We start from the raw sequence: 12,867 nt of genomic DNA on the forward strand, positions 1-12,867 counted from the left end.
GGCCAGGCCGTGGCCGGCCAGGGCCGAGGCCACTTCGATCGACTGGGCGTCGGCTTCCAGGCGCGGGGCCTCGGGGCCCTGCGGCGGCGCGACGCCGGCGGCGCGGAACCACACCTCCCATTCGCGGGAGGCGCCGATGCGCGGCGCGGCCAGCAGGTCGGCGGGGCGTTCGAATGGCCCATGGCGGGCCAGGAACTCGGGCGAACAGAGGGCGGTCTGGACGAAGGGCATCAGGAAGTGGGCGGCCAGGCCCGGCCAGTCGCCATGGCCGGCGCGCAGGCCCAGGTCCGCCTCGCCGCGACCAAGGTCGCGCAGGACGTGGCTGCCCTCCAGCCGCACGGCGATCATCGGGTGGGCCAGCTGGAAGGCGCCCAGGCGCGCGGCCAGCCAGTGGTTGGCCAGGCTCTGCATGGTGGTGATGGCCAGCACGCCCTGGTCGGCCTCGACCAGGTCCGACAGCGCCGCGCGCAGCAGGCCCATCGACTCGGTGGCGGCGCGCGCCAGTCGCTCGCCGGCCGGAGTCAGGTCGACCTCGCGCACCTTGCGTACGAACAGCGGCTGGCCCAGCCGTTGCTCAAGGGTCTTCACCTGCCAGCTGACGGCGGCCTGGGTGACGCCCAGCTCGTCGGCGGCGCGCGTGAAGCTCTTCAGCCGGGCGGCGGCCTCGAAGACGCGGATGGCGCCGAGCGAATATGAAGCAAGGATGTCTGCCATAAGTATGGCTTATCCATAGCTCAACGAACCGCGTTTGTCGCGCACCTCGATCGGGCCGATCTTCCCTGCGTCGCCGGGGAACAGGAGATGCGGCCATGGAAGAGTTCCACAAGACCCATAAGGAAACCACGTTCGGCTGGGTGTGGGCGATCGAGCGCCTGATCGCCGCCTGGAAGCGGATGGGCGAGGCCCCGACCCCGCCCGTGGTCGGCTGCTGTGACAGCCTGCCCAAGGGCGCGCGCTTTCTGGTTCCGCGGTGAGCCTGGCGTTCAGCGCCGGAAGCGGCGGAAAAGCACAAGGCCGATGAAGCCGGCCAAGAGGGTCAGGACAGTGGAGATCGCCGTCCGCAAATGCGCCTTGCGCCGCCGTTCGGCCTCGCCCAGTTCGGTCAGCTTCGCTGTCTGGCCGTCGGTGCGCAGCAGCCAGTCCGAGCCGGACTTTGCGCCCAGCAGCACAAGCCTGGGCGCGGCGCCTTCGATCCGCTCGTAGTATCGCACGGTGGCGTAGCGGCCCGAATGGTCGCCGACCTTTCCGCCGCCGTTCAGGCAATCGTCGGGCGCCGCGCCGGTCGGCCGGCAACGCAGGCGCAGGCGGCGTCCGTCGACCGTCTCGAACGCGTAGCCGTCGGCCCCAGGCGCATCGGTGGCGGTTCTGAAGACGCCGATGGTCAGGATCGTCCGTTCGCGGGGCGGCGGGGTCCAGGCCGGATCGACCGGTGTCGCCCAATCCCAGATCGCGTTCCAGGCGATGACGACGACGAGCACCGGCGCGAAGCGGAACGCCAGGGCCTGGAACGGCCAGGGGACGCGGGGCTGTTCGGTCACTTGGTCGATGCCGCGAGACGGGGCCGCGTCTTGCGACGCACCACATCGAAGATCATGGCGGCGATCACGAAGAGGATGATCGCGCCCGTGAAAGATGTCATGGCGCGCGGAGAAACCTCGTTGCGCCTTTGGCTCGCCGCGCCGGCGGCCAGCCGATCGGCCTGGTCCTCGGGAGAAAGGATCCAGCGCCGCCCGGCGTTGGCGCTCAGCAGGATGCGTTCGGGTTCGCCGCCGAAGGCGCCTGGCAGTTCGTAGTAGCGTACGCTGACGCGCTGGCCCGCGTAGTCGCCCAGGCGACCACGTCCGGCCAGGCAGTTGTCCCTGGTGGTCAGCGAGGCGTCGGCATAGGGCGTGCAGCGCAGGCGCAGGTGGCCGCCGCCGAGGCCCACGAAGTCATAGCCGCGCGGCTGGAAGGCGTCGGTGCTCCTCGCGAAGACGCCGCTGGCGATGAGGGTCTGATTGCGCGGCGGCGGCGACCAGGCTGGATCCAGCGGAATCATCCAGTTCCAGAACAGATGGCAGCCGACCAGCAGCGCGCCGACCACGCCGGCATAGATCGCCGCCTCCGCCCATTTCCGCTGGCCTGAGGTGAAGGATTCCGCTCTCGGGTTGCGGTGGAACGGCTCGGTCATTCCTCGCGCTTGGCGCCGTCGAGGACGTTCTGCAGCTTCTCGGCCCGCGCTGCGTCGAGGGTCTTTTCGGCCTTGGTGCGGCTAAAGCGGGCGCGGTTCTCGGCGGCGGTCTGCTTGGCGTTGGTCTTGGCCTTGGCCTTGCGCGCGTGGTTGAGGTTGAGGATCTCGGCCATGGTTCAGGTCTTGGGTGGGGCTTGGGGTTTGACGGCCGGCGCGGGCGCGGGCGTGCGCTTGCTGGCCGGGCGGATGACGAGGGTTTCCTGCAGGCGCAGGCTTTCACCCTTCTTGATCACATAGGGCGCGCGGCCGGGGAAGACGCAGTTCTGCATCGACAGTTCGTTGCGCAGGATCCAGCGGGTGACCGGCTTGCCATTGGCCTTGCAGCTCAGCCCCACGGTCCAGGCCGGGACGCCGGGCGCCGCGGGCCAGGCGAAGCCCATGGCCTTGCCGGCCTCGACCGGTTCGTTCTGGGCTTTGACCTGCTTGCCGCCGGAGCCGAACACCAGGGCGTCGGGGCGGATCAGCCGGATCGAGAAGCCGCCATAACCCTTGACGTCGTTGCTGCCGCCCAGGGCCAGGCTGTCGGTGCGGGCGGTGATGGTGGTGTCGAACTCGATCCGCCGCGCGCCGCCCTTCAGCGGATGGACGATGATCGAGGTCGTCTCGGTGGCGGCATAGACCACTTCGGGCCCGGAATTGACCAGCCAGTCGGCCTTGACCGTCAGCTTGCCGCGCCCGGCGGCGTCGCCCTCGAAGCTGCGGTCGTGGATGTTGAAAGAGAGCCCCTGCATGAACCAGCCGTCGCCGATGCTCTTGCCGTCGACCAGCACCTGGTGCCAGCTCCAGAAGGCCCCGCGCTGGTGCAGGTGGTCGGCGGGGCGATCCTCGGTCAGCACCGTGCCGTCCGGCGCGTACAGCGGGTGGACGTAGTTGGAGCGGCCGGGCTCCTTGGCCGGGTCCAGCGGCTTGGTGCGATAGACCAGTACGGTCTTGCCGTCCTCGGTGATCGTCAGGGCGTCGTCGCTGAGCACGGCGTCTATGCGGCCCGCCAGCGCCGGTGTCGCGGCGCTCAGCAGGATGGCGGCGGCGAGGGCGGCTTTTCTCAAGACAGGTCGTCCTTGGCCAGGGCCCGGGCGAGGGCGGGGCGGGCGTTGGCGCGGGCCAGCCAGTCGTCGTAGACCGCATGGGGCGGCAGCATCTGGCGCGCGAACTGCAGCAGGCTGACAAACAGTATGTCGGCCGCCGAGAACTGCTCGCCCAGCAGCCAGGGCTGCTTTTCCAGGGTGGTGCGCAGGCGCTCGTCCAGGGCTGCGTACTGGGCCTTGTCCTGGTCGTCCTGCCTCTGCTTCCAGAGATTGGTCACCGCCGGCTCCAGCACGCCCGCATAGTAGGCCAGCCACGACAGGTAGGGCCCGCGGTGCGGGTCGCTGATCATGGGCCCCAGGCCCGCGGTGGGGAACTTGTCGGTCAGGTAGAGGGCGATGGCGGCGCTTTCGGTGATCAGCACGCCGTCGTCCAGCAGGGCCGGCACCTGGCCGTGCGGGTGGGGATTGCGCGGGTCGCGCGCGCCCGTGCCGCTCATGCTGCGGAAGATGTCGACCTTCTCGATGCGATAGGGCGCGCCCAGTTCCTCCAGCAGCCAGAGGAAGCGCGTCGAGCGCGATCGCGGGGCGTGAAAGAGGGTGAGCATGACGCGTCTCCTTGAGCCGCCTGGCGTTGCGGCCTTGTCGGCGAACGTAAGGCGAACGGATGGGCTCGGCAATCGGGAAACCAATGGTCGCTCAAGGCCGTTTGAAGAGCCATGACGGCGCGGTGGAGGCGCCGCCGATGGGAGGACATATCCGATGATGGATGCATCTCTGATCCGCGAGCATCTCGAGGTGGTCGGCTCCGACGGCAAGCACGTCGGCCGGGTCGACCACGTGGTCGGCACGGAGATCGAGCTGACCAAGCTCGACCTGGGTTCGGGCCTCAAGCATCACATGATCCCGCTGTCGTGGGTCGACTATGTCGACGACGACGCGGTGCACCTGAGCATGACCCAGGAAGACGCCAAGGCCGGCTGGCGCGAGAAGCACTGAGGACGTTGCTCGGCCAATGAAAAAGCCGCGGCCCGAGGGCCGCGGCTTCGTCGTTTCCGGACGGGCCGGAAAGCTTACTTCACGTTGGCGCAGAAGCGCTGGATGCGCGAGCAGGCGTCTTCCAGCACGTCGTTGCTGGTGGCGTAGCTGATGCGGAAGAACGGCGACAGGCCGAAGGCCGCGCCGTGCACCACGGCCACGCCTTCGGTTTCCAGCAGTTCGACGGCGAAGTCCTCGTCGCTCTCGATGACCTTGCCCGATGGGGCGGTCTTGCCGATCAGGCCGGCGCACGAGGGATAGACGTAGAACGCGCCTTCCGGGGTCGGGCAGTGCAGGCCGGTGGCCTGGTTCAGCATCGACACCACGAGATCGCGGCGCTCCTGGAACAGCTTGGCGTTCGGCTTGATGAAGTCCTGCGGACCGTTCAGGGCTTCCAGAGCCGCCCACTGGCTGATCGAGCAGGGGTTCGAGGTCGTCTGGCTGATCATCTTGCCCATGGCCTTGATCAGCGCTTCGGGACCCGCGGCGTAGCCGATGCGCCAGCCGGTCATCGAATAGCCCTTCGAGACGCCGTTCATCGTCAGGGTGCGGTCATAGAGCTTGGGCTCGACCTGGGCGATGGTGGTGAATTCGAAGTCGTCGAACACCAGGTGCTCGTACATGTCGTCGGTCAGCACCCAGACGTGCGGGTGCTTGAGCAGCACGTCGGCGATGGCCTGCAGTTCGGCGCGGGTGTAGGCGCCGCCCGACGGGTTCGAGGGGCTGTTGATGATCAGCCACTTGGACTTGGGCGTGATCGCCGCTTCCAGCGCCTGCGGCGTGATCTTGAAGCCGCTCTCGGCGGTGGTCTCGACCGGCACCGGCGTGCCGCCGGCCAGCAGGGTCATGTCGGGGTACGACACCCAGTACGGCGCGGGGATGATGACCTCGTCGCCCGGGTTCAGGGTGGCGACGAAGGCGTTGTAGATCACCGGCTTGCCGCCCGGGGCGACGTGCACCTGGCTCGGCTTGTAGTCCAGGCCGTTCTCGCGCTTGAACTTCGCGCAGATGGCCGCCTTCAGCTCGGGCATGCCGTCGGGATCGGTATACTTGGTCTTGCCGGCCTTGATGGCGGCGATGGCCGCGTCCTTGATATTGTCCGGGGTGTCGAAGTCCGGTTCGCCCGCCGAAAGGGCGATCACGTCACGACCGGCGGCTTTCAGCGCGCGCGCCTTGGCGCTGATGGCGATGGTGGCCGACGGTGCGATGCGCCGCAGTGCGGCGGACTCGAGCGACATTGTCTTGGACTCCCCTGGAAAGGACCGGTTTCAGGATTGCGGCGGTCTTTACGCCCGACCCCCTCGCGGCGCAACGCGGGAGGGGCCGCAAAGCGCTGCTTCTTGCCAGTTTGTGGCGACCGCGCTACCGCTACCATCGAAGAACAAGGTTCCGCCGCGCGCACGACGGGACCCCGCGTCGGGGGACGTGGTCGGAGCATTTTCGACAATCCTCCAGGGAAGGAGACGGCCGTTCGTCCGCATCGCGCGGGCGAGCAAGATCATGCCTTTCGGAAGGGGGAAGCCAGATGAAGAAGACGATTCTCGGGGCCGCCGTCGCGGCGCTCGCCCTGTCGCTGTCCGCGCCGGTCGCCACGGCGGCCGACGAGGGAATCATGAAGTACGCCATCAACAAGCCGTCGACGGCCTGGAACGTCTACGGGGCCGGCCAGACCAACGCCTATGTCAAGGACAAGGCCGTGGTCGGCGGCGGCGGGGTGCGGGTGGTGGTCGCCACGCCCGATCCGGCGGCGGCCTGGCGGGTGTCGGGCAGCCAGGCGGTCAACGGCAAGATCGCCAAGGGCGACGTCATCACCGTGGCCTTCTGGGCCAAGGCCGAGGCGGTGGAAGGCGGCGCGCCGGCCGCGACCGTGACCAATGTCCGCGTCCAGCAGTCGGCCGAGCCGTGGGGCGGCATCGTCGAGGGCGGGGCGATCAAGGTCGATAGTCCCGACTGGAAGATCTACACCGTCAGCGGCCGCGCCACGATGGACGCCGACAAGGGCGGGGCGGCGGTGTCGCTGCACCTGGGCGGGGCCAAGCAGACCGTGGTGCTGGGTCCGCTGTTCGTGCTGGACTTCGGGGCGAATTACGACCCGTCGCAGCTGAAGTAGGGGAGCGGCCTTAAGTATCGCCCGACCAACATTCCGTAAAACCCCCGCGAAAGCGGGGGCCTAGGCTTTTTCTGAAACGCCGGACGCTTGACGATAAAACGCCTGGGTCCCCGCTTTCGCGGGGATTTTACGGAAAATGGCATCGGTAAGGGCTTCCCCCTCCGGCCCTCCGGGCCACCTCCCCCAGAGGGGGAGGATCTTGAGGCTAACCCCGCACCATCTCCACGAACTCGGCCAGATGCCGGCGCAGGGCCTCGATCGTGCGTTCGTCGGTTAGCACGCCGTCCTCGATCTTGGTGTGGGCCTGGCCGACCAGGACGTCGCCCTGCGGCTCGGTGCGGGCGCCGGCGCGGCGCAGGGACAGGCGCAGGGCGTCCTGGGCGCGGACGGTTCCGGTGATCCCCGGCGAGGCGCCGACCAGGCAGCACAGCTTGCCGGCCAGCGGCGCGGGCTTGCCGCGCGAGGCCCAGTCGACGGCGTTCTTCAGCACGCCGGTGATCCCGCCGTTGTATTCCGGGCAGGCGATCAGCAGGCCGTCGGCGGCGCGCACCGCTTCTTTCCAGGCGACGACGGCGGCGGGATCGCCCTCGGCCTCGAGGTCCTGGTCGAAGAACGGCAGGTCGCGCAGCGAGAACAGGGTGATCGACACGCCTTCGGGCGCCAGGTCCTGCGCGGCGCGGAGGAGGGCGGTGTTGAACGAGCCGGCCCGCAGGCTGCCCGAAACGGCGAGGATGTTCATACGCGACTCCGAAACTCTAGGGAGCCGCGACCATGCCCGCCGTCGGGCGAGGCGGGCAAGGTTCAGCTGGCGCGGGCGGCCGGGGCGGCGACCGGCAGGGCCAGATGACCGGCGACCTGGGTCCACAGGCGGCCGATCTCCTGAGCGGCGGCGCCGGCGGGTTCCCATTCCAGCACCGAGCGGCCGTGGGCGATCGACTGCTGGAAGGCCGCGCGTGAGCGCAGGCCCACGGCCGCCAGCGGCAGGCCGCAGAAGCGCAGGGCCTCGGCGGCCTTGACCACGCTGGCCGGCTCCTGCCCGCCGCGCTTGGCCGGCGCCTGGTTGATGACGATCAGGCCGTTCTTGCCCAGGCGTCGCACGGCCTCGGCCGAGCGCGCGACGGCGGCGATGTCGAGAAAGGTCGGGCGGCAGACCAGCAGGCACAGGTCGGCGGTGTTGATGGCGGTGACCACGTCGGCCTCGGGCGAGGCGGGGGTGTCGATCAGCATCAGGTCCACCCGCTCGTGCTCGGCGTGGTAGCGGGCCTGGAACAGCTTGCCGGCGCTGCTTTCCAGCAGGGCGGGGCCGTCGGCCTCGCGACCGCGCAGCACGTCGGACGCCGAGCGCTGCGGGTCGATGTCGGCCAGGATCGTGCGGCAGCCGGACAGATGGGCGGCGATCGACAGGTTGACGGATAGAGTGGTTTTGCCCGCGCCCCCCTTGCGCGAGATGACGGCCAAGGTCTTCACGTACGTTTCCTCACCAAGCGCCCGCGTCCCCCTGCAGGCCTGTGGATAAGTAGCGTCGCTCTACGACGTTATCGCAACGTAAATGTCGTGAAGGGCGAATCCGCTCGCCGGCGCCCGCCTGAACGGCGAAGTTTGGCCCCGAATGCGCAGCGGCCACGCTTTTGACGCCATCGGGGCGCTTGACCCGGCGATAGCCATGCGCGAGGCAGGGGCCGTGATCATCCGCCGTCTCATCGATTTCTTCACCAACATGGACGCCCGCGCCTGGCGCGCGGTGGCCGTCTCCTTCGTGCTGTTCGGCGGGGTGGGGATCGTCTTCCTGTTCGGCGCCCAGCTTCTGGGCCTCGACGGCGAGACCACCGTCGAGCACTGGCTGACCGCGGCGCACGGCCCGTGGGCCCTGCCGGTGGCCGTGGGCGCCTTCGCGGCCCTGGCCTTTGTGGGCGTGCCGCAGTTCGTGCTGATCGCCGCGGCGGTGGTCGCCTTCGGCCCGTGGACCGGCTTCGCCTACAGCTGGATCGGCACGCTGGTCTCGTCGATGGTCGGCTTCTGGGTCGGCCGGGCGTTCGGCGGCAAGATGCTGGCCAGCCTGCCCAGCGACGGCGTGCACAAGTTCATGAAGCTGATCGGCAAGAACGGCTTCATGGCCAGCCTGATCGTGCGCCTGGTGCCGTCCGCGCCGTTCATCGTCGTCAACATGGCCGCCGGCGTCACGCCGATGAAGGTGCGCGACTTCGTCAGTGGCACGGCCATCGGCATCATTCCGAAGATCGCCCTGACCGCCTTTGCCGGCAACACCATCGTCCAGGCGATGCGGGGCGGAGGCGTGCAGCACGTCGTCCTGCTGGTCGTTGCGGCCGCGATCTGGATCGGAGCGGGTTGGGTCGCCCGCAATTGGCTGAAGGCCAAGGAAGAACAAGCCGATCAATAATTGGCTTTGGGGCATTTGTTGCCCCTGGCGCGGCGAATTGACTGCCTTGTGAGCAAACGGCTTGCTGGATTTGGCGCGGTTCGGTAATACAACCCGCATGTGCCGCGAACGCGACAACCTTCTTCTCCTTGCGCTGGGGCTTAGCCGCCCCTGGGCGTCCGTCTAGCCGCGCGTACGTATCGTCGCGGCCGGTCGCTCAGGGGACAACAACCCTTCAGCCCTCCGGACCTCGCGAAAGACACTCCCATGACCGCCCCCATCTCGCCCGTCGCCGCTGATTCCAAGATCGGGTCGGGCCGCGACAACGTCGTCATCTTCGACACCACCATGCGCGACGGCGAGCAGTCGCCCGGCGCCTCGATGTCGCTGGAAGAGAAGCTGGAACTGGCCAAGATCCTCGAGGAGATGGGGGTCGACATCATCGAGGCCGGCTTCCCGATCGCCTCGAACGGCGACTTCCAGTCGGTCAACGAGATCGCCAAGATCGTCAAGAACAGCACGATCGCCGGCCTGTGCCGCGCCCACCAGGTGGACATCGACCGCTGCGCCGAGGCCCTGAAGCCCACCCAGCGCGGCCGGATCCACGTGGTGATCGCCACCTCCGACCTGCACATGAAGCACAAGCTGCAGATGGAGCCGGACGCCGTCATCGACGTGATCGCCCGCTCGGTGACCCACGCTCGCAACCTGCGCGACGACGTCGAGTGGTCGGCCGAGGACGCCACCCGCAGCGACCGCCAGTTCCTGCGCCGCGCCATCGAGACCGCCATCAAGGCCGGCGCCACGACGATCAACCTGCCCGACACGGTCGGCTACACCTACCCGTCGGAATACGCCGATCTGTTTGATTGGATGACTAAGAACGTCGAGGGCGCCGACAAGGTGATCTTCTCGACCCACTGCCACAATGACCTGGGCCTGGCCGTGGCCAACAGCCTGGCCGGCGTGCAGGGCGGCGCCCGCCAGATCGAGTGCGCCATCAACGGCCTGGGCGAGCGCGCCGGCAACGCCGCGCTGGAAGAGGTGGTGATGGCCCTGAAGGTGCGCGGCGACAAGCTGCCCTTCCAGACCGGCATCGACACCACCCACATCACCCGCGCCAGCCGCTACGTATCGGCCATCACCGGCTTCCCGGTGCAATACAACAAGGCCATCGTCGGCAAGAACGCCTTCGCGCACGAGAGCGGCATCCACCAGGACGGCATGCTCAAGAACCGCGAGACCTACGAGATCATGACCCCGGAATCGGTCGGCCAGGCGCCGTCCAGCCTGGTCATGGGCAAGCACTCGGGCAGCCACGCCTTCCGCGCCAAGCTGAAGGACCTGGGCTACGAGCTGGGCCAGAACGCCCTGAAGGAGGCCTTCGGCCGCTTCAAGGACCTGGCCGACCGCAAGAAGCACGTCTACGACGACGACATCATCGCCCTGGTCGACGACGCCCTGGCGCGCGGCTCGGAAAAGATCCGCGTCTCGCACCTGCGCGTGGTGGCCGGCACCGAAGGCCAGTCGGCCGAGCTGACCCTGGACGTCGATGGCCAGGCCAAGAGCGCCGAGGCCTCGGGCGACGGTCCGGTCGACGCGGTGTTCAACGCCATCCACAAGATCGTGCCGCACAGCGCCGCCCTGCGCCTGTTCCAGGTGCACGCGGTCACCGAAGGCACCGACGCCCAGGCCCAGGTCTCGGTGCGCCTGGAAGAGGACGGCCGCATCGCCACCGGCGCGGCCGCCGACACCGACACCCTGACTGCGTCGGCCAAGGCCTACGTCAACGCCCTCAACAACCTCTTCGCCCGCAAGGAAAAGAGCGCGCCGGCGGCTATCGCCAGCGGCTTCTGAGGGGCGCGCCGAAGAAGCCGTCCTCGCCCCCATCGGGTCGCGCCGCAGGCGCGGCTCGCCCAAGGGCATGCTTCGACAGGCTCAGGGGGAGGCGAATGTCGACGGCGGTGCAGTAGAAACCTCACCCTGAGCTTGTCGTTGGGGCGAGGTTTCGGACCCTCAAGCCGCCTTGCGCCAGCCCCAGCGGCGCGTCGCCAGGATTTCGGCGGCGAGGTGCGCCTGCGGCTGCACGTCGAGACCCAGCTGCGCCAGGCCCTCGCACAGGGCCATGCGCTGCTCGGCGTCGACCAGGGCGCCCACGTCGATCACCATCACCCCGCCCGGGCGCAGCAGGCCCACGGTCGAGGCCGCGGTCGCGCGCATGTCGTCGGCCGTGGGGCTGCCCACGACCAGCAGCACGTCGCTGCGTTCGTCGGCGGCCGCGCAGGTGGCCCGGCGGGCGATTTCCACGCGCTGATAGCCGCGCCGCCACAGCTGTCCCATGGCCTCGGCGGCGTCCGGTCCGGTCACCGCCACGAAGCACAGCGGCGTGGCCTGGGCCAGTTCCAGCATACGGTCGAGCGTCGGATCGATCCCGTCGGTCGGGACGCCCAGCAGAAACTGAGCGGCTTGACGGAGCGGATGGAGAGACATGGTGAACGCCTTGTTAGGAAACGCAGCTTATGTGCGCCAACCCCGCTGTTCTGACGCCGCCCCGCGTCAGGGCGCCATTCATAAACCCGCCGCCGGCGTAAGGGCGGCATAAGGAGCCGATCGATGGGTTCGACCTTGGAAAACAGCGTTGCTTCGCCGCCCCGCTGGCACGAGATCGCCAGGCGCACCATCGAGGCGGGCTTCGACATGTCGTCGGAAGCGCGCATCGGCGAAATGCTCCGCACGCTTGCCGTCGGCCGCAAGGCGTTGCTGGAGATGGGCACGGGCACAGGCTCGGCCACCGCCTGGCTGCTGGACGGCATGGACGAGGACGCCCGCCTGGCCACCGTCGACAACGACGCTTCGGTCCAGGCCGTGGCGCGCGAAGTGCTGGGCGAGGACCCCCGCGTCGACTTCATCACCGAAGACGGCGCGGCCTATCTGGCCGGCCAGAGCGACGGCGGTTTCGACTTGATCTTCGCCGACGCCATGCCGGGCAAGTACGAGGGCCTGGAAGACGCCCTGCGCCTGCTGCAGGTGGGCGGCGTCTACGTGGTCGACGACATGTCGCCCCAGCCGAACTGGCCCGAAGGCCACCAGGCGCGGGTCGACGACCTGGTGCTGCGCCTGGCGGGCGATCCGCGCTTCGCGATCGTCGGCATGGACTGGGCCTCGGGCGTGCTGGTGGCGGCCAAGAGAGCGGCATGATCTGGATCCCCATCACCATCGCCGCCGCGGCCCTGCAGGTCGCCCGCAACGCGGCGCAGCGCTCGGTGATGGGCGGGGCCGGCCCCTGGGGCGCGACCCTCGTGCGGTTCCTGTTCGGCCTGCCGTTCGCGGTCGTCTTCGCCGGGATCGCGTTCCTGGTCACCAAGGACCCGCAGGCGCACCTGACCATGCGCTTCTGGCTGGGCGCCTTCGCTGGCGCGGGCCTGCAGATGGCGGCCACCGCGGCGCTGCTGGTGGCCATGCAGCGTTCGTCCTTCGCGCTGGGCACGGCCATGCAGCAGAGCGGCCTGCCGTTCGCCCTGGTCTGGGGCGCGCTGCTGTTCGGTGATCGGATCACCGCCATGCAGTGGGGCGGGGGGCTGGTCGCCACCGCGGGCCTGGCCGCCCTGTCCTGGCCGCGCGGCGCGGTGACCCTAAAGCGGGGCGCGGTGCTGGCCGGCCTGGGCTCGGGCGCGATGTTCGCGCTCAGCGCCAACTGCTTCCGCCAGGCTTCGCTGACCTTCGATCCCGCGCACCTGGCCTATTCGGCCTTTGTCACGGTGATGGTCGTCCAGGCCATCCAGTCGGTGGTGCTGACCTCGATCCTGCTGGTGCGCAATCCCGACGCGGTGGTCGCCGTGTTGGCCGCCTGGCGCAAGTCGCTGGGCGCGGGCTTCTGCGGCGCGGCCGCCTCGGGCCTGTGGTTCACGGCCATGGCGCTGTCGCCGGTGGGGCCGGTGAGGGCGGTGGGCGTCGTCGAGATGCCGATGGCCGCCCTGGCCGGAAGACGCCTTTTCGCCGAACGGTTGACCCTGTTTCAGGTCCTCGCCGGGGCCGTCACAGCGGTCGGAGTCGTCATAGCCGCGCTCGGCTAGAAATAGACACTTTTATG

17 protein-coding genes are annotated in these 12,867 nt (G+C 69.0%); 7 read left to right on the forward strand and 10 right to left on the reverse strand.

Translation table 11 applies throughout. The features are described from left to right. On the reverse strand, nucleotides 1–714 hold a 714-nt coding region (locus tag ACODR1_RS21835; RefSeq protein WP_488882316.1), incomplete at its 3' end, for a LysR family transcriptional regulator. 95 nt (nucleotides 715–809) lie between these two features. On the opposite strand from ACODR1_RS21835, the gene ACODR1_RS21840 reads away from it, so the two are divergent. Next, the gene (locus tag ACODR1_RS21840; RefSeq protein ID WP_488882317.1) at nucleotides 810–974 is read left to right on the forward strand and encodes a hypothetical protein; all 165 of its coding nucleotides are present in this window, start codon (nucleotides 810–812) and stop codon (nucleotides 972–974) included. A gap of 9 nt (nucleotides 975–983) precedes the next feature. Here ACODR1_RS21840 and ACODR1_RS21845 read toward each other — a convergent pair whose 3' ends face one another. The 5 genes from ACODR1_RS21845 to ACODR1_RS21865 are packed head-to-tail and all read right to left on the reverse strand — an operon-like array spanning nucleotide 984 to nucleotide 3,860. Then, nucleotides 984–1,538 carry a hypothetical protein gene (locus ACODR1_RS21845; RefSeq protein ID WP_488882318.1) on the reverse strand — a complete coding sequence of 185 codons (555 nt, stop codon included), beginning with the start codon at nucleotides 1,536–1,538 and terminating at the stop codon, nucleotides 984–986. Then, nucleotides 1,535–2,170 (reverse strand): hypothetical protein, encoded by a 636-nt coding sequence (locus ACODR1_RS21850; RefSeq protein ID WP_488882319.1) that lies wholly within the window; start codon nucleotides 2,168–2,170, stop codon nucleotides 1,535–1,537. Before ACODR1_RS21850 ends, ACODR1_RS21845 begins: the two co-directional genes overlap by 4 nt. After that, complete coding sequence (locus ACODR1_RS21855; protein ID WP_488882320.1) at nucleotides 2,167–2,343, reverse strand: DUF4169 family protein; 177 nt, start codon at nucleotides 2,341–2,343, stop codon at nucleotides 2,167–2,169. The genes ACODR1_RS21850 and ACODR1_RS21855 overlap by 4 nt, the downstream gene beginning before the upstream one ends. A gap of 3 nt (nucleotides 2,344–2,346) precedes the next feature. Further along, on the reverse strand, nucleotides 2,347–3,276 hold the full coding sequence (locus ACODR1_RS21860) for a DUF6807 family protein (RefSeq protein ID WP_488882321.1): 930 nt from the start codon (nucleotides 3,274–3,276) through the stop codon (nucleotides 2,347–2,349). Further along, a complete protein-coding gene (locus ACODR1_RS21865; RefSeq protein ID WP_488882322.1) occupies nucleotides 3,273–3,860 on the reverse strand; it encodes a glutathione S-transferase family protein in 588 nt (195 codons plus the stop codon). Before ACODR1_RS21865 ends, ACODR1_RS21860 begins: the two co-directional genes overlap by 4 nt. 154 nt (nucleotides 3,861–4,014) lie before the next feature. Here ACODR1_RS21865 and ACODR1_RS21870 point away from each other — a divergent pair, with 154 nt between their 5' ends. Further along, nucleotides 4,015–4,251 carry a DUF2171 domain-containing protein gene (locus ACODR1_RS21870; protein ID WP_334349959.1) on the forward strand — a complete coding sequence of 79 codons (237 nt, stop codon included), beginning with the start codon at nucleotides 4,015–4,017 and terminating at the stop codon, nucleotides 4,249–4,251. A gap of 74 nt (nucleotides 4,252–4,325) precedes the next feature. Here the strand turns inward: ACODR1_RS21870 and ACODR1_RS21875 are convergent, their stop codons facing one another. Then, nucleotides 4,326–5,528 carry a pyridoxal phosphate-dependent aminotransferase gene (locus ACODR1_RS21875; RefSeq protein ID WP_488882323.1) on the reverse strand — a complete coding sequence of 401 codons (1,203 nt, stop codon included), beginning with the start codon at nucleotides 5,526–5,528 and terminating at the stop codon, nucleotides 4,326–4,328. A gap of 287 nt (nucleotides 5,529–5,815) precedes the next feature. Between ACODR1_RS21875 and ACODR1_RS21880 the strand changes: the two genes are divergently transcribed. Further along, entirely contained in the window at nucleotides 5,816–6,400 is a 585-nt protein-coding gene (locus ACODR1_RS21880) for a hypothetical protein (protein ID WP_488882324.1), read from the forward strand. 205 nt (nucleotides 6,401–6,605) lie between these two features. Here the strand turns inward: ACODR1_RS21880 and ACODR1_RS21885 are convergent, their stop codons facing one another. Both ACODR1_RS21885 and ACODR1_RS21890 read right to left on the reverse strand, forming a co-directional pair. After that, nucleotides 6,606–7,139, reverse strand: a complete 534-nt coding sequence (locus ACODR1_RS21885) for an NADPH-dependent FMN reductase (RefSeq protein WP_488882325.1) — start codon at nucleotides 7,137–7,139, stop codon at nucleotides 6,606–6,608. Nucleotides 7,140–7,201: 62 nt separating this feature from the next. Further along, the gene (locus ACODR1_RS21890; RefSeq protein WP_488882326.1) at nucleotides 7,202–7,867 is read right to left on the reverse strand and encodes an AAA family ATPase; all 666 of its coding nucleotides are present in this window, start codon (nucleotides 7,865–7,867) and stop codon (nucleotides 7,202–7,204) included. Between the two features lie 217 nt (nucleotides 7,868–8,084). Here ACODR1_RS21890 and ACODR1_RS21895 point away from each other — a divergent pair, with 217 nt between their 5' ends. Both ACODR1_RS21895 and ACODR1_RS21900 read left to right on the forward strand, forming a co-directional pair. Beyond that, a complete protein-coding gene (locus ACODR1_RS21895; RefSeq protein ID WP_488882367.1) occupies nucleotides 8,085–8,798 on the forward strand; it encodes a TVP38/TMEM64 family protein in 714 nt (237 codons plus the stop codon). 246 nt (nucleotides 8,799–9,044) lie between these two features. Beyond that, nucleotides 9,045–10,634: a 2-isopropylmalate synthase gene (locus ACODR1_RS21900; protein WP_277794296.1), complete on the forward strand. Its 1,590-nt coding sequence runs from the start codon at nucleotides 9,045–9,047 to the stop codon at nucleotides 10,632–10,634. 159 nt (nucleotides 10,635–10,793) lie between these two features. On the opposite strand, the gene ACODR1_RS21905 is transcribed toward ACODR1_RS21900, so the two are convergent. Further along, entirely contained in the window at nucleotides 10,794–11,267 is a 474-nt protein-coding gene (locus tag ACODR1_RS21905; RefSeq protein ID WP_488882327.1) for a hypothetical protein, read from the reverse strand. A gap of 123 nt (nucleotides 11,268–11,390) precedes the next feature. Between ACODR1_RS21905 and ACODR1_RS21910 the strand changes: the two genes are divergently transcribed. Together ACODR1_RS21910 and ACODR1_RS21915 are read left to right on the forward strand one after the other, a co-directional pair. Continuing rightward, nucleotides 11,391–11,975 (forward strand): O-methyltransferase, encoded by a 585-nt coding sequence (locus tag ACODR1_RS21910; RefSeq protein ID WP_488882328.1) that lies wholly within the window; start codon nucleotides 11,391–11,393, stop codon nucleotides 11,973–11,975. Continuing rightward, entirely contained in the window at nucleotides 11,972–12,850 is an 879-nt protein-coding gene (locus tag ACODR1_RS21915; protein WP_488882329.1) for a DMT family transporter, read from the forward strand. The genes ACODR1_RS21910 and ACODR1_RS21915 overlap by 4 nt, the downstream gene beginning before the upstream one ends. Nucleotides 12,851–12,867 lie beyond the last annotated feature (17 nt).

The organism is Caulobacter sp. FG7 (assembly GCF_057808875.1).